Origin of the sequence: Sphingomonas sp. So64.6b (assembly GCF_014171475.1) — a bacterium.
Classification (GTDB): Bacteria; Pseudomonadota; Alphaproteobacteria; order Sphingomonadales; family Sphingomonadaceae; genus Sphingomonas; species Sphingomonas alpina_A.
Genome location: NZ_CP048817.1, coordinates 606772 through 627320, shown reverse-complemented (window position 1 = coordinate 627320; position 20549 = coordinate 606772). Strand labels below are relative to the sequence as shown.

Below are 20549 nucleotides of genomic sequence, written 5' to 3'. Positions count from 1 at the left end.
TCCCACCGGCTGCGCCGGCGGGCCCCTTCCTCTCCCGATGGGAGAGGAGACAGAATTTCAAGGAAGGGTTCTTTCCCATGAACGAACTGACCAACTTCGCCAATCCGGTCGCCAAGCCGGAAACATTCGACCAGATCCAGATCGGCATCGCGTCTCCGGACCGTATCCGTTCATGGAGCTTCGGTGAGATCAAGAAGCCGGAAACCATCAACTACCGCACGTTCAAGCCCGAGCGTGACGGACTGTTCTGCGCGCGCATCTTCGGTCCGATCAAGGATTACGAGTGCCTGTGCGGCAAGTATAAGCGCATGAAGTACAAGGGCATCGTGTGCGAGAAGTGCGGCGTCGAGGTTACCGTCTCGAAGGTCCGCCGCGAGCGCATGGGCCATATCGAACTGGCGGCACCGGTCGCGCACATCTGGTTCCTGAAGTCGCTGCCGTCGCGCATCGGCCTGCTGCTCGACATGCAGCTGAAGCAGCTCGAGCGCGTGCTGTATTTCGAGGCCTATATCGTGATCGAGCCGGGCATCACCCCGCTTGAGAAGTATCAGCTGCTCACCGAAGACGAACTGCTCGACGCGCAGGACGAATATGGCGAAGACGCGTTCTCGGCCGGTATCGGCGCCGAAGCGGTCCGCATCATGCTCCAGGAACTCGACCTTGAGGGCGAGCGCAAGGAGTTGCTCGAAGAGCTGGCGGTCACCAAGTCGGAACTGAAGCCGAAGAAGATCATCAAGCGCCTTAAGGTCGTAGAGAGCTTCATCGATTCAGGGAATCGCCCGGAATGGATGATCCTCGAGGTCGTTCCGGTCATCCCGCCCGAGCTGCGCCCGCTGGTGCCGCTGGATGGCGGCCGCTTCGCGACCTCGGATCTGAACGATCTGTATCGCCGCGTAATCAACCGCAACAACCGCCTCAAGCGCCTGATGGAGCTGCGTGCGCCGGACATCATCGTCCGCAACGAAAAGCGCATGCTGCAGGAAGCGGTCGACGCGCTGTTCGATAACGGTCGTCGCGGCCGCACGATCACTGGCGCCAACAAGCGTCCGCTGAAGTCGCTGTCCGACATGCTCAAGGGCAAGCAGGGCCGCTTCCGTCAGAACCTGCTCGGCAAGCGCGTCGACTATTCGGGTCGTTCGGTCATCGTGACCGGTCCGGAACTCAAGCTGCATCAGTGCGGCCTGCCGAAGAAGATGGCGCTCGAGCTGTTCAAGCCGTTCATCTACGCGCGCCTCGACGCCAAGGGCCTCAGCATGACGCTGAAGCAGGCGAAGAAGTGGGTCGAGAAGGAGCGCAAGGAAGTCTGGGACATTCTCGACGAAGTCATTCGCGAGCACCCGGTCATGCTCAACCGCGCGCCGACGCTTCACCGTCTCGGCATCCAGGCGTTCGAGCCCGTGCTGATCGAGGGCAAGGCGATCCAGCTTCACCCGCTGGTCTGCTCGGCCTTCAACGCCGATTTCGATGGCGATCAGATGGCCGTCCACGTCCCCCTCTCGCTGGAAGCCCAGCTCGAGGCACGCGTGCTGATGATGTCGACCAACAACATCCTGTCGCCGGCGAACGGCAAGCCGATCATCGTGCCGTCGCAAGACATGGTGCTTGGTCTCTATTATCTGTCGATGCTCAAGGAAAACGAGCCCGGCGAAGGCATGCTGATCTCCGACATGTCGGAAGTGCATCAGGCGATCGAGGCCGGCGCGGTGACGCTCCATACCAAGATCACCACCCGCGTGCCGCAGACCGACACCGAGGGTAAGACCTATCTCAAGCGCTACGAGACGACGCCAGGCCGCATGCTGCTCGGCGAATGTCTGCCGAAGAGCTCGAAGGTGCCGTTCGACACCGTCAACCGCCTCCTCACCAAGAAGGATGTGGGCGACGTGATCGACGAGGTCTATCGCCACACCGGTCAGAAGGAGACCGTGCTGTTCGCCGATGCGATCATGGCATTGGGCTTCAAGCACGCGTTCAAGGCGGGCATCTCGTTCGGCAAGGACGACATGATCATCCCGGACGCCAAGGTCGCCTTGGTCGACGAGACGCGCGCGCTGGTGAAGGATTTCGAGCAGCAGTATCAGGACGGCCTGATCACGCACCAGGAGAAGTACAACAAGGTGATCGACGCCTGGTCGGGTTGCGGTGACCGCGTCGCTACCGCGATGATGGACGAGATCAAGTCGGTGAAGATCCTGCCTAACGGCCGCGAAGCACCGATCAACTCGATCTACATGATGGCCCATTCCGGTGCCCGTGGTTCGCAGGCACAGATCAAGCAGTTGGCGGGTATGCGCGGCCTCATGGCCAAGCCGTCGGGCGAGATCATCGAAACGCCGATCATCTCGAACTTCAAGGAAGGCCTGACCGTCCTTGAATATTTCAACTCCACCCACGGCGCCCGCAAGGGTCTCGCGGATACGGCCTTGAAGACCGCCAACTCGGGTTACCTGACTCGCCGTCTGGTCGATGTGTCGCAGGATTGCGTCATCATCGAGATCGATTGCGGTACCGAACGTGCGCTGGAAATGCGTGCGATCGTTCAGGGCGGCTCGACCATCGCGTCGCTCGGCGAGCGTATCCTTGGCCGCACCACGGCGGAGGATATCATCGACCCCAAGACCGGCGAGGTCGTCATCCCTTCGGGCACGCTGCTCGACGAGCCGATGATCACGCAGATCGAGGCGATCGGCACACAGTCGTGCAAGATCCGCAGCCCGCTGGTCTGTGAAACCAAGATCGGCGTGTGCGGCAAGTGCTACGGGCGCGATCTCGCCCGCGGTACGCCGGTCAACATCGGTGAAGCGGTCGGCGTCATCGCCGCCCAGTCGATCGGTGAGCCGGGCACCCAGCTGACGATGCGGACCTTCCACATCGGCGGCGCGGCACAGCTCAACGAGCAGTCGAACCTTGAGGCGGTTGCCGACGGGACGATGGAATATCGCGACCTTCGCATCATCATGGATCAGCGCGGCCGCCGCGTCGTGCTGAGCCGTTCGGGCGAAATCGCGATCGTCGACATGGACGGCCGCGAGCGTGCGGTTCACCGCATCCCGTACGGCGCCTATGTGATGTACGACGATGGTCACATCGTTTCGAAGGGCGATCGTCTGGCCGAGTGGGACCCGTTCACCATGCCGGTGATCACGGAAAACCCCGGTATCGTGAAGTATGTCGATTTGATCGAGGGCAAGACCCTGGTCGAGCAGGCCGACGAAGCGACCGGTATCTCGCAGCGCGTGATAATCGAATATCGCGCCGCGACCAAGTCGAAGGAGGATCTGCGTCCGCGCCTGACCCTGCTCGACTCGGACTCGGGCGAAGCCGGCCGTTACATGCTCGCACCGGGCGCAACGCTCTCGGTCGAGGACGGCGCGCAGGTTTCCGGCGGCGACGTGCTGGCTCGTGTCAGCCGCGAAGCGGCCAAGACCCGCGACATCACCGGCGGTCTGCCGCGGGTGGCGGAGCTGTTCGAAGCCCGCAAGCCGAAGGAAAATGCGATCATCGCAAAGGTCTCGGGCCGTGTCGTGTTCGGCAAGGACTATAAGGCCAAGCGCAAGATCGGCATTCAGCCCGAGGATGGCGGCGAGGTCGTCGAATATCTGGTGCCCAAGTCGAAGGTGATCGACGTTCAGGAAGGCGACTACGTCAAGCGTGGCGACAATCTGATCGGCGGCAGCCCCGACCCGCACGACATTCTCGAAGTGCTCGGCATCGAGCCGCTGGCGGAATATCTCGTCTCGGAAATCCAGGAAGTTTATCGACTTCAGGGTGTGAAGATCAACGACAAGCACATCGAGGTGATCGTTCGCCAGATGCTGCAGAAGGTCGAGATCACCGATGGCGGCGATACCACGCTGCTTGCCGGCGAGCAGGTCGATCGCGACGAGATGGATGCGATCAACGACAAGCTCGACAAGAAGGAGCGTCGTGCAATCGGCAAGCCCGTCCTGCTCGGCATCACCAAGGCGTCGCTGCAGACCCGCAGCTTCATCTCGGCGGCGTCGTTCCAGGAGACCACCCGCGTCCTCACCGAGGCGGCGGTCCAGGGCAAGCAGGACACGCTGATCGGTCTCAAGGAGAACGTGATCGTCGGTCGTCTCATCCCCGCCGGTACCGGCGCGGGCATGAACCGTCTGCGCGTTGCGGCCTCCAGCCGTGACGCCGCCCTGCGCGTCCAGCAGCGTCGTCTGCAGGAAGTGCTGATCGCGCCGAATTCGGCGGCGGAAGAGCGTGCAGCCGAAAAGCTGCGCGACGTCGCCGACGATACGGGCAGCGATGCGCTTGCCGCGGTCACCACCAGCGGCACGGGCACCGATGCGGATGCGGGCGATTACCTGATCAAGGAATGATCGCTTAGCGCCCCAACGTCGGAAACACGCGTTGACAGAAAAAAGCCGCCGTCCGGAACATCCGGGCGGCGGCTTTTTCGTTATCTGGCTCATCCGGCTCGATAACGAAGGCCCGATATCCGAACGGATAGCGTCAGAAATGCAACAGCCTCGGCCAAATCCGAACCGATCGAGGCGCCATTCCCGGCGTTCGCTTGCCCCACGTTACAGACTCATTACGAAACGACTCGAACTCCGGGACACACGGAGTCGCAACGGGACGGATGCCTGCAATCAACGGGGGATATCCATGAAATCCAGTTCTGCGCATCGCTCGTCGCGCTATCGCCTTTCGACGACCCTCTCGCTGCTCGCCGTCGCGCTTGCGCTGCCTGCCGCCGCTCATGCCGCCGATACGCCCGCCGCCGACCCGATGCCCGCCCCGCAGGAAGAAGCCGCACCGGCACCTGCGGACGATTTGGATATCATCGTCACCGCCTCACGCCGCGCGGAATCGAGCAAGGACGTGCCGATCGCGGTGTCCGTCATCTCGGCCGAAAAACTCGACGTGCTCAATTCGAGCGGCCTCGACATACGCTTCCTGTCGGGCCGCACCCCCAGCCTGCTGATCGAATCCTCGTTCGGCCGCACCTTCCCGCGCTTTTATATCCGCGGTCTCGGCAACACCGATTTCGACCCGACCTCGGCGCAACCTGTGTCGGTCGTCTACGACGATGTCGCGCTCGAAAACCCGATGCTCAAATCCTTTCCGGTATTTGATCTCGCCAGCGTCGAAGTGCTGCGCGGCCCGCAAGGCACGCTGTTCGGCCGCAACACGCCAGCGGGCGTGGTCAAGCTCAACTCGGTCGCACCCAGCGATACCTTCAACGGTTATGCCAGCGCGTCATGGGCGACCTATAACAGCGTCAACGCGGAGGCTGCCGTCGGTGGTCCGATCGGCGGCGGCTTCAAGTTCCGCGTTTCCGGCCTGCTCCAGCGACGCGACGACTGGGTCACCAACACCGCGCCGGCCGGCCTCGCCGATCGCAAGCTCGAAGGGTATCGCGACCTCGCTGGCCGCGTTCAGATCGGTTATGACGACAGCGATTTCTCCTTCCTGCTCAACATCCATGCGCGTGACCTCGACGCGTCGCCACGCTCGTTCCGCGCCGGCGCATTCCGTCCCGGCAGCAATGATTTCAACACCGGTTTCGACATCGAACGCATCTCGCTCGACGGCCTTACCAGCCAGACGCTGAACGCCGTCGGCGCCAATCTGAAGCTCGGTTACAAATTCGGCGGCGCCGGCACGCTGCATTCGATCACCGCGTTCGAAAAAGTGAAGGTGCAGAGCACCGGCGATATCGACGGCGGCAGTTGCTACAGCTTCATTCCCGGCTGCACGCTCGGCACGATCAATGTCGGCGCTTTTCCGGTCAACACCGGCGGCACTACCAAGCCAAAGGAATTCAGCCAGGAGCTGCGTTTCGAAACCGAAGATTTCAACGGCCTGCGCGGACAGATCGGCGCATATTATTTCCATCAGAACCTGACCTATAACGAGGTCGCCTATGACGGCGCCGGCACGCTTACGCAGAACGTGCTGCACGATAACAAGAACGAGAATTTCGGGCTGTTCGCTTCGGCCGAATATGCCGCGACCGACGCCCTGACGCTGCGTGCCGGGGTGCGTTATTCGAAGGACAACAAGACCGATCTGGTGAGTGGTCTCGCCAGCTTCCCGGGCAAGCCTTTGCCGATCACGACCAAGGCCAAGGACGACAATGTGTCGTGGGACGTGAGCGCCAATTACAAGATCGACGAGACGGTCAGCCTCTATGCCCGCTTCGCCACCGGTTATCTCGGGCCCGTGATCTCCGACCGCGTCAATTTCGGCGACTTCCCCAGCACCGCGCCAAAGCAGACGACGATATCGGGTGAAGGCGGCATCAAGACGCAGTTCAGCGATCGCGTCCGCTTCGACCTGACCGGCTATTATTACCGTACCAAGGATTTCCTGGTCACCGCGGTCGGCGGCACTAACAATTCGGCGCAACCGCTGACGATCGACCGGGTCGTCGGCTACGGTCTGGAGGCCGAACTGAATGCCCGTCCGATCGATCCGCTGCTCCTGACCGCCGGCCTCAGCTACAATTTCACCGAAATGCGCGACCCCGTTCAGTCGGTCGCGGTGTGCGGCGGCGGCTGCACGGTCACCAACGCGCTCAACGGCGCCGGCCGCGCGATCCTCGACGGCAACGACCTGCCCCAGGCCCCGCGCTGGATCGCCAACTGGACGGCGCGCTACGGCATCCCGCTTGCCGATGGCAGCGAGATCTTCGCCTTCACCGACTGGGCCTATCGCAGCGAGGTCAATTACTTCCTCTACACCGCCAGGGAGTTCCGCGGAAAGTCGTCGCTCGAAGGCGGCCTGCGCGTCGGCTACAGGATGTCGAACGGTATCGAAGTCGCGGCGTTCACCCGCAACATCACCAACCAGATCCGTGCGGTCAGCGCGATCGACTTCAACAATCTCACCGCGATGGTCAACGAACCGCGAATCATCGGCGGCTCGGCAAAATTCAGCTTCTGATCGCGGCCCGACCTGCGAACCAGGAACAATCGCCGCCCGGAAATACCGGACGGCGGTTGTTCTTGGCGCTGATGATGTTGTGCCGGTCGGCGCGGCGACTATTTCCATCCCTTATGGGATCGGCCCACCGCCCTGTCCGGACCCAATTATTGCGCCGGAACCTTCACACCCCGAATCGGCTCTCTCAAGGCCGTCCGCCGCCACCCATCGCGCCATAGACCTGGCCCGTGGCATAGCTGCCGTCTTCCTCGGCCAGGCGCACATAAATGCCCGCCAGCTCGCCCGGCTGGCCTGGCCGCTCCAATGGTGTGTCGCCGCCGAACTGCTCAAGCTTCTCCATCGTCGCACCGCCGCTGACCTGCAGCGGCGTCCAGATCGGTCCCGGCGCGACACCGTTGACGCGGATGCCCTTGGGCGCCAGCTGCTTGGCGAGCGACCGGACATAGCTGGTCGTCGCCGCCTTGGTCTGGGCATAATCGTACAGGTCCTTGGACGGGTCGTTCGCCTGTTCCGACGTCGTGCCGATGATGCTGGAGCCTGGTGCGAGGTGCGGCAGCGCAGCCTTGATGATCCAGAACGGCGCGTAGATATTGGTCTTCATCGTCGCGTCGAAATCCTCGCTCGAAATATCCAGGATCGACGCGCGCGTCTGCTGGCGCGCGGCATTGCTGACCAGGATGTCGAGCCCGCCAAGCGCATCGACCGCGTCCGTGACCATCTGCACGCAGAACGCCTCGCTGCGCAGGTCGCCGGGCAGCGCGACACCCTTGCGGCCCGCTTGCTCGATCAGGTCGATCACTTCGCGGGCATCCGCCTCTTCATCCGGAAGATAGTTGATTGCGACATCGGCGCCTTCGCGCGCAAAGGCGATCGCCGCCGCTCGCCCCATGCCAGAATCGCCGCCCGTGATCAGCGCCCGGCGCCCCGCCAACCGGCCGGACCCCTTGTAGCTCGTCTCGCCATGATCGGGCCGCGGCTCCATCTTGCCTGCCAGCCCTGGCCAGGGTTGCTCCTGCCGCTTGAACGGCGGCTTGGGGTATTTGGATTTGGGGTCCTGTATCGTCATTGTAGTGGCTCCTTCGATCAGGTCGATCATCGGAACCCATTGGGAGGCGGTGTAGTTGCCGGCCGCGGCCCGCTTTCTGCCTGATTTACATCAAGTACCATTGAAAAGGCCGCCGTCCGCATCATCCGAACGACGGCCTTCCTGCTTTTAGCTGTCCGCGTGCCGGCCGGTTATTTCTTCGCGTCCGTCGCCTGCTCGTCCTTGTCCGCCTTCGGCTCCCAGAGCTTCAGACCCTTGGCCTTCTTGCTGAATTCCGCCTGATCCGACGGCGAGATATTGGCGCGCCCCGCCATGATGCCCATGCCGATCTTGCACTTCACGAAATAGGTCTCGTCGGGTTCGATCTCGAGATTGAGAACGTCCGTCTTCTCCCCCTCCGTGCGATAGGCATGCTTGCCCGGTTCAGCCATATGGACCCAATATTTGCCGGAGCCGAGCCGGGCGATCTGCTGTTCGGCCGATGGCGGATCTCGCGGGAGGCGGCAGGTTGGCGGTTTTCCTGACCCGGTTCGCCGGTTAAGGGTGACGGCCCTCCCCAGGATATTGTCCCATGCAGCTTTCCCGTCGCGCGCTTCTCCGATCCGGCGCCATAGTCGCCGGTCTCTCGCTCGCGCCGCGCGTCGCGCTTGCCCAATCCGATCGGATCGAAAGCCTGATCGGACGCATGACGCTGGCCGAGAAAGCGGGACAGTTGAGTTGCTTCAGCGACTTGCTGCGCGCGCCCGGCATCGTGTTCAATCCCGGGGCCGCATCGGGCAATACCGCTGAGCAGCTCGCCAATCTGCGCGCGGGCAAGTTCGGCATGCTGTTCAACGGGACCGGCGTCGCGGGCGCGCGGACCATGCAGCGTATGGCGCTGGAGGAAACCCGGCTCGGCATCCCGCTGATCTTCGCCGCCGATGTCATTCACGGTCTGCGCACGATTTTCCCGATCCCGCTGGCCGAGGCCGGATCGTTCGACCCCGATCTCGCCGAGCGCACCGCGCGCGGCGCGGCGCTTGAATCGACCGCGACCGGGATTCACTGGACCTTCGCGCCAATGGTCGATGTCGCGCGCGACCAGCGCTGGGGCCGCGTCGCGGAAGGCTCGGGCGAGGACACGTGCCTTGGCCAGGCAATGGCCGCCGCACGCGTGCGCGGATTCCAGGGCACGGACTTGCGCGATCCGACGCGCATGCTTGCCTGCCCCAAGCATTTCGCCGCCTATGGCGCGGTCGCGGCGGGCATGGATTACAACAGCGTCGATATCTCGATGGAAATGCTGCGCGAAGTCCATCTCCCGCCCTTCCAGTCGAGCTTCGCGGCGGGCGCGCTGACCACCATGTCGGCGTTCAATGACATCAACGGCGTGCCCTCGACCGCCAATCGCTGGCTGCTGACCGATCTGTTGCGCGGCGAATGGGCGTTCAAGGGCCTGGTCGTATCGGACTGGACCGCGGACGAGGAACTGATCGCGCACGGTTATGCCGCCGATGGCCGCGACGCGGCGAAGAAAGCGTTCCTCGCCGGGGTCGACATGAGCATGTCGAGCAACCTGTACAACCTCCACTTGCCCGCTTTGGTCGAGGCGGGTGAAGTGCCGGTCGCCGCGGTCGATGCCTCGGTGCGCCGCGTCTTGCAGTTGAAGGATTCGATCGGCCTGTTCGACAATCCCTATCGTTCGATGAACGCAAAGGCCGAACGCACGCAGATCGCCAGTCCCGCCTTGCGCAAATTGTCGCGCGAGGCCGGCGCGAAGTCGATCGTGCTGCTCCGCAACGATGGCGCCCTGCTGCCGCTCAAGGCCAGTCCGGGCCGCATCGCACTGATCGGCCCATTCGGCGACGATCGCGACAATGTCGCCGGCGCCTGGGCGTTCATGGCCGACAAGACGATCGGGGTCGATCTCGCCACCGGCATCCGCGCCAAACTCGCCAACCCCAAGATGCTCGACGTGGTGAAGGGCAGCGACGTCGAAGCCGCCCTGCCCGGCGGGATCGACGCGGCGGTCGCGGCGGCGCGCGCGGCCGACGTGGTGCTGCTCGCGATCGGCGAGACTCAGGCCATGTCGGGCGAAGCGCAGTCGCGCGTCGCGATCGTCATCCCTCCTGCCCAGCAAGCGCTGGTCGAGGCGGTCGCGGCAACCGGCAAGCCGTTGATCATCCTGCTCCGCCACGGCCGCGCCTTGGCGCTATCCGGCGCGGTCAAAGACGCGCCGGCGATCGTCGCGACCTGGTTCCTTGGCAGCGAGATGGGCAATGCGGTCGCCGATGTCTTGTTCGGCACGGTCAACCCGTCCGCCAAGCTGCCGGTCAGCTTCCCGCGCGAAAGCGGCCAGGAGCCCTATTACTACAACCACAAGACCACCGGCCGCCCCGCCAGCGGCACGCCGAACGAGGAATATAAGGCGCGCTATCGCGAAACCACCAACGAGGCGCTCTACCCGTTCGGTCACGGCCTGAGCTACACCAGCTTCGCGCTATCGGCGCTGCAAATGCCCGCCACGGTTCCGGCAAGCGGCACGCTTACGGTCTCGGCGACGTTGACCAACAGCGGCAAGGTGTCGGGTACTGAAGTCGTCCAGCTCTACATCCACGACCGCGTCGCCAGCCGCACCCGGCCAGTGCGCGAACTCAAGCGCTTCGAACGCGTCACGCTTGCGCCGGGCGCGACGAAGCAGGTCCGCTTCGACCTGACCACGGCCGACCTGCAATTCTGGGCCGACGACAAATGGATCAGCGAACCGGGCGCATTCGATATCTGGATCGGCACCTCATCGGTCGGCGGATTGCAGGGTAGCGTCGCGCTGACCGCCTGAGCCTCACATCGCGACGATGCGCGTGCCCAGCCGCTCCGCCTCGCCTGCATCGTGCGTGACGAGCAGGACCGGCAGCTCGAGCACGTCGCGGATATGCTCGATCGCCAGCATGATCTCCTCTCGCCGCGCGCGGTCGAGCGAGGAGAGCGGCTCGTCGAGCAACAGGAAACGGGGCCGGCTAAGCAACGCCCGTCCGATCGCCACCCGGCGCGCCTCGCCGCCCGACAAGCTGCGCGGCCAGCGATCGAGCAACTGGTCGATACCGAGGAACGAGATTTCCCCCATATCAAGCGCCCTATCCCCCGCGCCATAAAGCAAATTCGCGCGCACCTTCAGATGCGGGAATAACCGCGCTTCCTGAAACACATAACCCGCCCGCCGTCGCTCCGGCGCGACATCGATCCCGGCAGCGGCATCGAACAGCGTCTCGCCACCAACCCGGATCAAACCGCGATCGGGCTGCAACAATCCCGCGACCATATTGAGCACGCTGGTCTTGCCCACACCCGATGGCCCGAACAGCACCGTGGCGCCCGCTCCCGCGGCAAGGCTCAGCGCGATATCGGTATCGCCGAGCCGCCGGGCGACCTCTATCTCAAAGGACATGCAGCCCCCTGCCCGCTCGCCGCGCAAGCAGTTCCGACGCGATCAGCGCGGCCAGCGACAGCGCCACCGAGATCGCCGACAGGCGCAGCACCATCGCATCGCCGTCCGGCTGCTGGAGCGCGGCATAGATCGCCAGCGGCAAGGTCTGGGTCTGCCCCGGCACGTTGGAGACGAACGTGATCGTCGCGCCGAACTCGCCGATCGAGCGCGCGAACCCAAGCACCGCGCCGGCCAGGATACCCGGCACCGACAACGGCAAGGTGATCGTCCGGAACACCCGCCAGCGTCCTGCCCCCAGCGTTCGCGCCGCCCCCTCCAGCCGCCGGTCGACCGCTTCGATCGATAGCCGCATCGCACGCACCATCAGCGGCATCGCCATCACCCCCGCCGCGATCGCCGCGCCGGTCCAGCGGAACAGCACCGACACGCCGAACCAGCTCTCCAGCCAGCCGCCGATCGGACCGCCCGGCGCGAACGCCAGTAACAATAGCCAGCCGGTAACCACCGGCGGCACGACCAACGGCAAATGGATCAACCCGTCGAGCACGATCTTGCCCGGAAAGGTCGCGCGCGCGAGAATCCAGGCGAGCGCAAAAGCGATCGGCAACGTCGCCAGCATCGCCACGCCGCCGACCTGTAACGACAGCACGACGATCGACCATTCTTCGGCGGTCAGCACGGCGACGCCCCACCAACTTCGTCACCCTGAACTTGTTTCAGGGTCCAGGCGCGGTCGTCTGCCACACGGACAATGTCTCTGGGACAGCTGACCGCGCCTGGATGCTGAAACAAGTTCAGCATGACGAATCTCTTGAGGCAACCAACCCCCATCAACGCGGCAAAAACCCGAACCGCGCAAAAATCGCCTTACCCTCTCGCGAAATCAGGAACCGCCGAAACCCCTCCGCCTCCGGGTTCGTCGACCCTTTCAACCGCACCACCGGATAGGTAATCGCCGGATGGCTCCCGACCGGGAAAACCCCCGCCACGCGAACCTTGGCCGAAGCCCGCGCATCGGTCGCATAGACGATCCCGAACGGCGCCGCCCCGCGTTCGACCAGCAGGAGCGCGGCGCGGACATTCTCCGCCCGCACCACCTTGGGCGCCAGCACCGGCCACACGCCAAGCCGGGTCAGCGCCGCCTGTCCATAACGCCCCGCCGGCACCGAAGCCGGATCGGCCATCGCCAGCCGCCCTGCCCCGATCGCCGCGACGATGCGCCGCCCGTTGCGCATATCCACCGTCACCGCATTGCTCGCCGCCGTGACCAGCACCAGCCGGTTGCCGAGGAACGACGCTCGCGTGCCGGGCACGATCAGGCCCTGTTTCGCCAGCGCATCCATCCATTCCTCATCGGCCGAAATGAACAGGTCGGCCCCATCACTCGAACCCGCACCGGCCATCACCTGCCGCGCCAGCGCCGAGGACGCGGCAAAAGATACGACCGGCCTGGGATGCCCCTTGCGCGCCCAGGCATCGGCCGCGGCGCTGAGCGATTCCTGCAGGCTCGCCGCCGCCAGCACCAGCGGTGCGGCGGGCGGCGTTGCTGCCGTGGCCGGCGCCGCGCTGCCGACAAGCAACAGCATCAGACATAGCATCGTTCGGAACATGGTCGGCCTCGTGCTGGCGATCGATCGCTATGGCCTAATGCTATCGCACCCAGGCGTCAGCAGTTAGTTTCGATATGCGACACGTGCCGCACGATCCCGGGAACGACGCTATCGCGAGGCGTCTATCGTCAGGTCCGTGAACAGGAATTCGCCGGTCGAACACACGATCCGCACAACCGGCTCGGTCGCTTTCAGGGGAAAGTTCTTGGTTTCGGGACCGAGTTTCACGGAAACCTCGCTGCCGTCATAGGATATCGTGAACGGCTGGACGGTCCCAGGCTTCGTCATGAGCGACATCGGCAGCAGCTCGTCGTCCTTGCCGCCGAAATTATAGCTCAGCATCTGGATTGCCGGTGCGCCGGACGCGGTCTTTTTGGCATCTGCCGGCAGGGCAGCGAGAGAAAAACCCGCGAAGACAGGCGACGACTGTCCCGGCGCGGCGGACGGAGCGATCTGGATGCGCGCGAGCGGCACATAGGTCTTGCTCGCAGCAAGCGTACGCAATTGAACATTGCCGGAGACGGTGAACGGAACGCCAGGCGTGGGCAGGTTCAATTCGGAGAAATGATCGGCGGCTGTGTCGCAGTCATAGGTAATGCCTTTTGCCACAGCGACCGCGGGAAGCGCGAACAGGGCGAGTCCGGCAGCCAGGCAGTAAGTCAACTTCATCATCGATTCCCCATGTCGATCGCGCCGGGCGTCGCGGCGATAAGTCAGTCCTCACCCAAGCCCAATGAGCACGCGCGAACCACTGTCGCAAGTAGCCGACCTTGAAATGGCTTAATGTCCGCCACTGGTTCATCGCCAGCCTGGCCGATGAAAACTCGGTACGGGCCAACCGACCACACGACCGAATCAACACAGATTCTTGCGCACATCGCCTTCTCCCCGCTGGCGCCCGGCCCGCCAACCAATTATCGCCGTCCGCGAAACAGGGGGATACGGATGATCGTCGGAATCGATCTTGGCACGACCAACAGCGCGATCGGCATATGGCGCAATGGACAGGCGGAACTGATCCCCAACGCGATCGGCGATCTGCTCACGCCCTCGGCGGTCGCGATCGACGATAGCGGCGCGGTGATCATCGGCATGGCCGCGCGCGACCGGCAATCGACTCATCCCGCCGCGACCGTCACCGCCTTCAAGCGCTGGATGGGCACGCGCCAGACGGTCAAGCTCGGCGGCAAGACCTTCAACGCCGAGGACCTCTCGGCAATTATGCTGGCAAGCCTGAAGGCCGATGCCGAGGCGTTCCTCGGCGAGCCCGTGACCAGCGCGGTGATCACCGTGCCGGCCTATTTCAACGACCGCCAGCGCAAGGCGACACGCCGCGCAGGCGAACTCGCCGGCCTGACCGTCGAACGGCTGATCAACGAACCGACCGCCGCCGCGCTGGCCTATGGCATCCAGAGCCGCGAGGAGAAGGAGCCGTTCCTGGTCTTCGATCTGGGCGGCGGCACGTTCGACGTGTCGATCGTCGAGATCTTCGACGGCGTGATCGAGGTGCGCGCCTCGGCCGGCGACAACCGGCTCGGCGGCGAGGATTTCAACGATACGATCATCGAGATCGCCCGCCCTCGCATCGACCCGGAAGGGCGGCTGAGCGAAGTCGATCCGATGGTACTGCACGAATTGCTGCGTGCCGCCGCCGAACGCTGCCGTCGCGGCTTGAGCGACGAGGAGGAGGCGAGCTTCACCGTCACCTCGGGCGACCGCCAGTTCACCACCAATGTCACGGCGAGCGAATTCGAAACTCAGGCCGCGCCGTTGCTCGCGCGGCTGCGCGACCCCGTGCTGCGCTCGCTGCGCGACAGCGACATCCGGGTCGAAAGCTTGAGCGAAGTCATCCTGGTCGGCGGCGGCACACGCATGCCGGTCGTGCGCAAGACGATCACGCGCATGTTCGGCCGCTTCCCCAATGCCGCGGTCCATCCCGATCACGCGGTCGCGCTCGGCGCCGCGGTGCAGGGTGGCCTCAAGTCGCGCGATGCCGATCTCGAGGAAATCCGCCTGACCGATGTCTGCCCGTTCACGCTCGGCGTCGACAACAGCGCGTCGGACGGGCGCGGCGGATTCCGCCACGGCCTGTTCTCGCCGATCATCGAACGCAACACGCCGATCCCGGCAAGCCGCGTCAGCTATTATTCGACGCTGATCGACAATCAGCGCAACATCGAATTCGGCATCTATCAGGGCGAAGCGCGCGAGGTGCAGGGCAACGTCAAGCTCGGTGCGATCAAGGTCCCCGTGCCGCCCGCGCGCGCCGGCGAAGTCCATGTCGAATGCCGCTTCAGCTACGACACCAGCGGTTTGCTTGAGGTCGATGTGCACGTCCCCGCGTCCGGGCTGGTGCGCAACCTGGTGCTGATGGACGACGAGGATGCGCCCGACGCGAAAGAAGTCGAGGCACGGCGCAAGGTGCTCGCCGCGCTCAAGCGCCATCCGCGCGAGGACAGCCACAACATGGCGGTGCTCGCCCGCGCCGCACGATGCTATGAATCCTTCATCGGCGAACGCCGCGATATGGTCGGCCACTGGACCGCGCAGTTCGAAACCGCGCTCGACGGACAGGATCCGAAGATCATCGCAGCAGCGCGCGCGCAATTCGAGGAAGCGCTCAACCAGCTCGAGGGCGACCGCTATCTATGAGCCGGCTTTACGGCATTTGGCGCACACTCGGCATCGCCAAAACCAGCGAGACCGCTGCGATCCGCTCGGCCTATGCGCGGGCGCTGAAATCGTTCGAGGTCGATGATGATCCGGCGCGCTTCGAAACGCTGCGCAATGCGCGCGACCAGGCGCTCGCCTATGCGCGCAACCCGCCGCAAGAACACGCGGACGACGATGACGAAAGCGATGATGAGGCGCCCGCGACGTTCGGCATGGAATTGCCGATCTCGGTGCCGGTGGGACTATTCACACCTGTCCTGACCGAATCCGATCTGCCGCCGGAAAACCTGGTTTCGGTGACGCCCGACCCGGCGGGCGATAGCTATCGGCAGGCACCCGATCCCGCCCCGACCGGCGAAGAAGTCAGCCTCCCGCCGGTCGATGCCGGGCTGACCACGCCAGTGCTCGACCTGCCCGCGGATACCGCTTCGCTGCTCGCCGTCGGCAACGAAACCGCATCGTTCATCGCCGACATGGACCGTCGCTACGATGCCGTGTTGGCGATCCTGTTTCCGCCCGGCGGCCATCCGGAGCCAATGCTCTCCGGGCAGCAACTGACCGCCCTGCGCGACCATGTGTCGACCCTGCTCGCCGATCCGCGGATGGAACAGATCGCCTTTCGTGAAGAAGCTGACCGCTGGTTCGCCAATGTGTTTGCCCAGGCCATCCCTTTTTCCGATTCGTTGCTTGATCAGGTCGCGGCGGCGTTCGGCTGGATGAAACATCGCGGACGGATCGATCAGCCGCCGGCGGTCGCGGCAATCGTCGCGCGTTGCGAATCGCTGGCGTTCGTCGAACAGGTCCGCAAGCCCGGTCATCCGCTCAACCGCGCGTGGCGCGAACTGACACGGCCCGCGCAGGAGGGGTCGCGCAAGACGTTCGGCGTCAGCAACGGCAAGGTTCATCAGCTTCTCGCCCGTATCCGGCAGGACCATCCCGACCTGGAAGACAGGCTCGACTGGTATCGCGTGTCGCTATGGGACAAGCCGCGGGTCAGCGACCTGGCGGGCAACTGGCGTCCCTGGGCGATCGGCATTTTCTTCGTCCTGTTCCTGCTCAATGCGCTTGGCAGGATTCCCGATGACCGGCGATCCGGTGCGCCGATCCCGGTGACATTTTCCACCACCGCCCCGATGATCGATCCGTTGATCGACCTGGATACTGATCTGGACGCGATCCTCACTCGGTTGGGCGGTTCCGCACTGACCATGAAGGCGATCCAGCAGCACAACCCGAAACTGCACGATCAGCTCGCAAGCAATTGGCGGCTTGCGCAGGAGAACCGGAATTCGCGCTTTGTTTTCGCCAGGGATACGCGCGCCTTGCTGATCGACCGTTATGTCAACGGCATGCGCCGCGCCGGTTATGACCTGCTCGCCGACGACCGGCGGCTATGGCTCGAAAAGGCCAAGGGTATGCGCGGGCATGGCTATGAAGCGTGCGACAATTTCTTCAAGGACGGCGATATTCCTCAGGCCTGGCAATCCCCGACACTGGTCGATCGCCAGACCGATTTGATCGGCCGCGCCCTGCTCGAAACCAACGGCGATCCGATGCCCAAAGCGCAGGGCGGCAAGTTCAGCGTTGCCGGATCGGTGATCGACGCCGCGAGCAAGCGTGCCGGTCTGCCGCGCGACCTGTTCGTCAAATCGATGAATGACGGCGGCACGCCGAAAAGCCGTTGCGCGGCGCGCATCGCACTGATCGAAACCGTGCTGACGCTGCCGCCGAAACAGGCATTGCCGCTGCTGCGCAATATCTAGGATTGCACACCGCGATAACGCCGCTGCGGCGACCAAAAACTGGTGCAATTGGCGACCTGTTGGCGCGTCAGGACAGGCCGCTAACGCCGGCCATCATTCTAACGTATTGAAATTACGCCATTCATGTGTATGGCACGACTAATGCACCTGTCGCCCCGCAGCGCACCGATCGATGGTGCGCACATCGCAGGGAGATACGCATGTTCATCGTCAACTCTTCACTCGCCCCCGCCCTCATCCTCGCCGCCGCGGCAGGCCTGATCGTACCGGCCATGGCGAGCGCCCAGCACGCCGCCGATCCCGGCAAGACGCGCGTCATCGTCTCGACCGAAAGCAATGCGTCGGGTCCGCGCAGGGTCTGCCTCACCCCATATGCTAGGGGCGAAGCGGTGATCGCTGGATCGTTTCTCCGGCGCACCTGTCTGTCGAAACAGCAATGGGCGCTACGCGGATACCGGGTTGTGGAGAGCTGAGGCGACGCGGCAACGCGCCATCGACTGCCACGGCTGATCCGGCCGCTGAATCACCGGCGGCGACGGATGACGCGCTTGTCATCCGAGCGTCATCCGCACTTCATTGCGGTGGCGTCATTGCTATCCGATGATGCCCTGTGTCCCGCGCCCGTGACCGCGCGCCGGTCATTGCCGTTCCGCGCGGATTGTGGGGACACGGATTGTGGGGACACAATACTTATCTTGCAGCCGCCAAGGTCGAAGGCACGTTAAAAGCAATTACCAATTTGATAATTAAAGACTTTCTACGCGGCAACCTGCTCGATACTGCCGGCGACCGCACGCCAAGATTATGCAACAACCGGTGTCCCATATCTCCCCTCGCCCTTCATCGAGCGGCTCGATTCAAACGCAATGCGCGCCGCGTTATCTGGGCAGCATGGAAACCCGCCCCTCGACCTTCAAACCCGCCTACATCCGCCAAGCCCGCGAGCTTTACGCCCAGGGCCTGACCGATCGCGAACTCGCCGCCGTGTTCGGCGTCTGTCGCACAACCATCTTCCGCTGGCGCGCCGCTTACCCGGAGTTTGCCGAGGCGACGAAGCTCGGCAAGGAGGTTGCCGATGATCGCGTCGAGCGGGCGCTGTACGAGCGCGCGATCGGTTATGAAGAGGAAGCGGTCCGCATCTATCATCCGGCGGACGCCGAGGAGCCGGTGATCGTGCGCTACAAGCGCGAGGTGCGTGCCGATACCACCGCCGCGCTGCAATGGCTGCGCGCCCGCCCCGGCATCTGGGCTCGCCCCATGCCGCCGCCTGAGGAGGAGAAAAATATCGCCGAGGAAATCCGCAAGGCAATGGAGCGGGTCGACAGAATCGCAGGGTCGCGACTTCGTCAAGCACCGCACCATCAAGCGCGGGAATAGCCGCGCCATGGACACCTCTTCCACGGACTCGTTCGCCGCGCAGATGCCCGACTTCAGGCATAACCCGCTCGGCCATGCCGCCTTCGCCTACCCCTGGGGCGAAGGCACGCTGAAGGGCGTCACTGGCCCACGCGAATGGCAGTGCGAGGTGATGGAAGCGATCGGGGAACACCTTCAAAACCCCGCGACCCAATTCACCCCCTGCCGCATCGCCCGCGCGTCAGGCCATGGCATCGGCAAGTCGGCGCTGATCGCGATGCTGATCAAATGGGGTCTCGATACCGGCGTCGACACGCGCATCGTGGTCACCGCCAACACCGAGAACCAGCTCCTCACCAAGACAGCGCCCGAGCTCGCCAAATGGTCCAATCTCTCACTTACCCGCGACTGGTTCCGGGTCGGCGCAACGGCTTTGGTCTCGACCAGCCCCGGCCATGACAAAAGCTGGCGCGCCGACCTCGTCACCTGGAGCCTGACCAATACCGAGGCGTTTGCCGGCCTCCACAATCAGGGCAAACGCCTGATCCTCGTGTTCGACGAGGCCAGCGGCATCCCGGCAAAGGTGTGGGAGGTCGCCCTCGGTGCGCTGACCGATGAGCAGACCGAGATCATCTTCCTCGCTTTCGGCAACCCGACCAGCAATTCAGGGCCTTTCCGCGAATGCTTCGGCGCGCACCGTCATCTGTGGAACACAGCGCAAATCGACAGCCGCACCGTCGAGGGCACCAACAAAGCCTATCTCGACGAACTGATCGAGACTTATGGCGTCGACAGCGACATCGTGAAGGTCCGTGTCCGCGGCCAGTTCCCATCCGCGTCATCGATGCAGTTCATCGCCAGCGATCTGGTCGACGCGGCGCGCGTGCGCGATTTCCACAATCTGCCGACCGACCCGATCATCTTCGGGCTCGATTGCGCGCGCTTCGGCGACGATCATTCGACGCTCGCGATCCGCTGTGGCCGCGACGCGCGCAGCCGCCCGTGGAAGCGCTGGTACAAGACCGATGCGATGACGCTGGCCGGTGATGTCGCGTTGCAGGCCCAGATCCATCGCCCCGATGCGATCTTCGTCGATGCCGGCAGTGTCGGCGCCGCAGTGGTCGATCGCCTGCGCCAGCTCGGTGTCGAAAATGTCCATGAAGTCTGGTTCGGCGGCAAAGGTGGTGACGCCACCTGGTCGGGCAGCATGCGCGTCAAGACCGCCAACAAGCGCGCAGAGATGTGGACCAATATGCGCGGCTGGCTGGAAAACGGCGCGATCCCCGACGATGATGCACTGGCGACCGACCTGACCGGCGTCGAATACGGTTATGCCAACGACGCCGAGATCCTGCTTGAGAAGAAGGAGCATATGAAGGCCCGTGGCCTTGCCTCACCCGACGATGCCGACGCCCTCGCCCTCACCTTCGCCGCACCGGTCATGCCCCGCGACACGCTCTACTGGCCCAGCGCCCCCCAACCGCGTCAGCGCCCCCTCACCGAGGAAGAGGAATGCGAACGCCTGTACAAGGATCTCAGAGACGACGGGCAAACCTAAATTCCTCCCCCGCAGGGGGAGGGGGACCGCGCGCTTCTTCAGCGCGTGGTGGAGGGGGCCCGCCACAAGCGTTACGCTGCTTGGCACGCCCCCTCCACCATTTGCTGAAGAAGCAAATGGTCCCCAGTGTTGGGTCGATCGTGCCCCCGGCACGATCTTGGACTGCCGGGGGCAGTCCAACCCAACACTCCCAATGGGC

The 20549-nt window shown here is 64.1% G+C and carries 14 protein-coding genes; 8 read left to right on the top strand and 6 right to left on the bottom strand.

Annotated elements, in window-relative coordinates; genetic code table 11:
* The first annotated feature begins 77 nt into the window (after window positions 1–77).
* The gene (gene rpoC / locus G4G27_RS02895; protein WP_183111924.1) at window positions 78–4349 is read left to right on the top strand and encodes a DNA-directed RNA polymerase subunit beta'; all 4272 of its coding nucleotides are present in this window, start codon (window positions 78–80) and stop codon (window positions 4347–4349) included.
* 289 nt (window positions 4350–4638) lie between these two features.
* Entirely contained in the window at window positions 4639–6921 is a 2283-nt protein-coding gene (locus tag G4G27_RS02890; protein ID WP_183111922.1) for a TonB-dependent receptor, read from the top strand.
* A 184-nt stretch (window positions 6922–7105) separates the two neighbouring features.
* Here the strand turns inward: G4G27_RS02890 and G4G27_RS02885 are convergent, their stop codons facing one another.
* Window positions 7106–7987, bottom strand: a complete 882-nt coding sequence (locus G4G27_RS02885) for an SDR family oxidoreductase (protein ID WP_183111920.1) — start codon at window positions 7985–7987, stop codon at window positions 7106–7108.
* Window positions 7988–8157: 170 nt separating this feature from the next.
* On the bottom strand, window positions 8158–8397 hold the full coding sequence (locus tag G4G27_RS02880) for a hypothetical protein (RefSeq protein ID WP_183111919.1): 240 nt from the start codon (window positions 8395–8397) through the stop codon (window positions 8158–8160).
* Window positions 8398–8537: 140 nt separating this feature from the next.
* Between G4G27_RS02880 and G4G27_RS02875 the strand changes: the two genes are divergently transcribed.
* Window positions 8538–10784 (top strand): glycoside hydrolase family 3 N-terminal domain-containing protein, encoded by a 2247-nt coding sequence (locus tag G4G27_RS02875; RefSeq protein ID WP_183111918.1) that lies wholly within the window; start codon window positions 8538–8540, stop codon window positions 10782–10784.
* Between the two features lie 3 nt (window positions 10785–10787).
* On the opposite strand, the gene G4G27_RS02870 is transcribed toward G4G27_RS02875, so the two are convergent.
* From G4G27_RS02870 to G4G27_RS02855, 4 genes are all read right to left on the bottom strand, one after another.
* Window positions 10788–11390 (bottom strand): ATP-binding cassette domain-containing protein, encoded by a 603-nt coding sequence (locus G4G27_RS02870; RefSeq protein WP_183111916.1) that lies wholly within the window; start codon window positions 11388–11390, stop codon window positions 10788–10790.
* Window positions 11380–12069, bottom strand: coding sequence for a molybdate ABC transporter permease subunit (gene modB / locus G4G27_RS02865; RefSeq protein ID WP_183111915.1), 690 nt, complete (start codon window positions 12067–12069; stop codon window positions 11380–11382). Before modB ends, G4G27_RS02870 begins: the two co-directional genes overlap by 11 nt.
* A 151-nt stretch (window positions 12070–12220) precedes the next feature.
* On the bottom strand, window positions 12221–12976 hold the full coding sequence (gene modA / locus G4G27_RS02860) for a molybdate ABC transporter substrate-binding protein (RefSeq protein WP_244624523.1): 756 nt from the start codon (window positions 12974–12976) through the stop codon (window positions 12221–12223).
* 132 nt (window positions 12977–13108) lie between these two features.
* On the bottom strand, window positions 13109–13672 hold the full coding sequence (locus tag G4G27_RS02855) for a hypothetical protein (protein WP_183111912.1): 564 nt from the start codon (window positions 13670–13672) through the stop codon (window positions 13109–13111).
* Window positions 13673–13945: 273 nt separating this feature from the next.
* Here G4G27_RS02855 and G4G27_RS02850 point away from each other — a divergent pair, with 273 nt between their 5' ends.
* The 5 genes from G4G27_RS02850 to G4G27_RS02830 all read left to right on the top strand — a co-directional run bounded on the left by G4G27_RS02850 (window position 13946) and on the right by G4G27_RS02830 (window position 20350).
* A complete protein-coding gene (locus G4G27_RS02850) occupies window positions 13946–15652 on the top strand; it encodes a molecular chaperone HscC (protein WP_183111910.1) in 1707 nt (568 codons plus the stop codon).
* Window positions 15649–17436, top strand: a complete 1788-nt coding sequence (locus G4G27_RS02845) for a hypothetical protein (protein WP_183111908.1) — start codon at window positions 15649–15651, stop codon at window positions 17434–17436. The genes G4G27_RS02850 and G4G27_RS02845 overlap by 4 nt, the downstream gene beginning before the upstream one ends.
* 200 nt (window positions 17437–17636) lie before the next feature.
* A complete protein-coding gene (locus G4G27_RS02840) occupies window positions 17637–17909 on the top strand; it encodes a hypothetical protein (protein ID WP_183111906.1) in 273 nt (90 codons plus the stop codon).
* A 418-nt stretch (window positions 17910–18327) separates the two neighbouring features.
* Window positions 18328–18813 carry a helix-turn-helix domain-containing protein gene (locus tag G4G27_RS02835; protein ID WP_183111904.1) on the top strand — a complete coding sequence of 162 codons (486 nt, stop codon included), beginning with the start codon at window positions 18328–18330 and terminating at the stop codon, window positions 18811–18813.
* A gap of 7 nt (window positions 18814–18820) precedes the next feature.
* The gene (locus tag G4G27_RS02830) at window positions 18821–20350 is read left to right on the top strand and encodes a terminase (RefSeq protein WP_183111902.1); all 1530 of its coding nucleotides are present in this window, start codon (window positions 18821–18823) and stop codon (window positions 20348–20350) included.
* Window positions 20351–20549 lie beyond the last annotated feature (199 nt).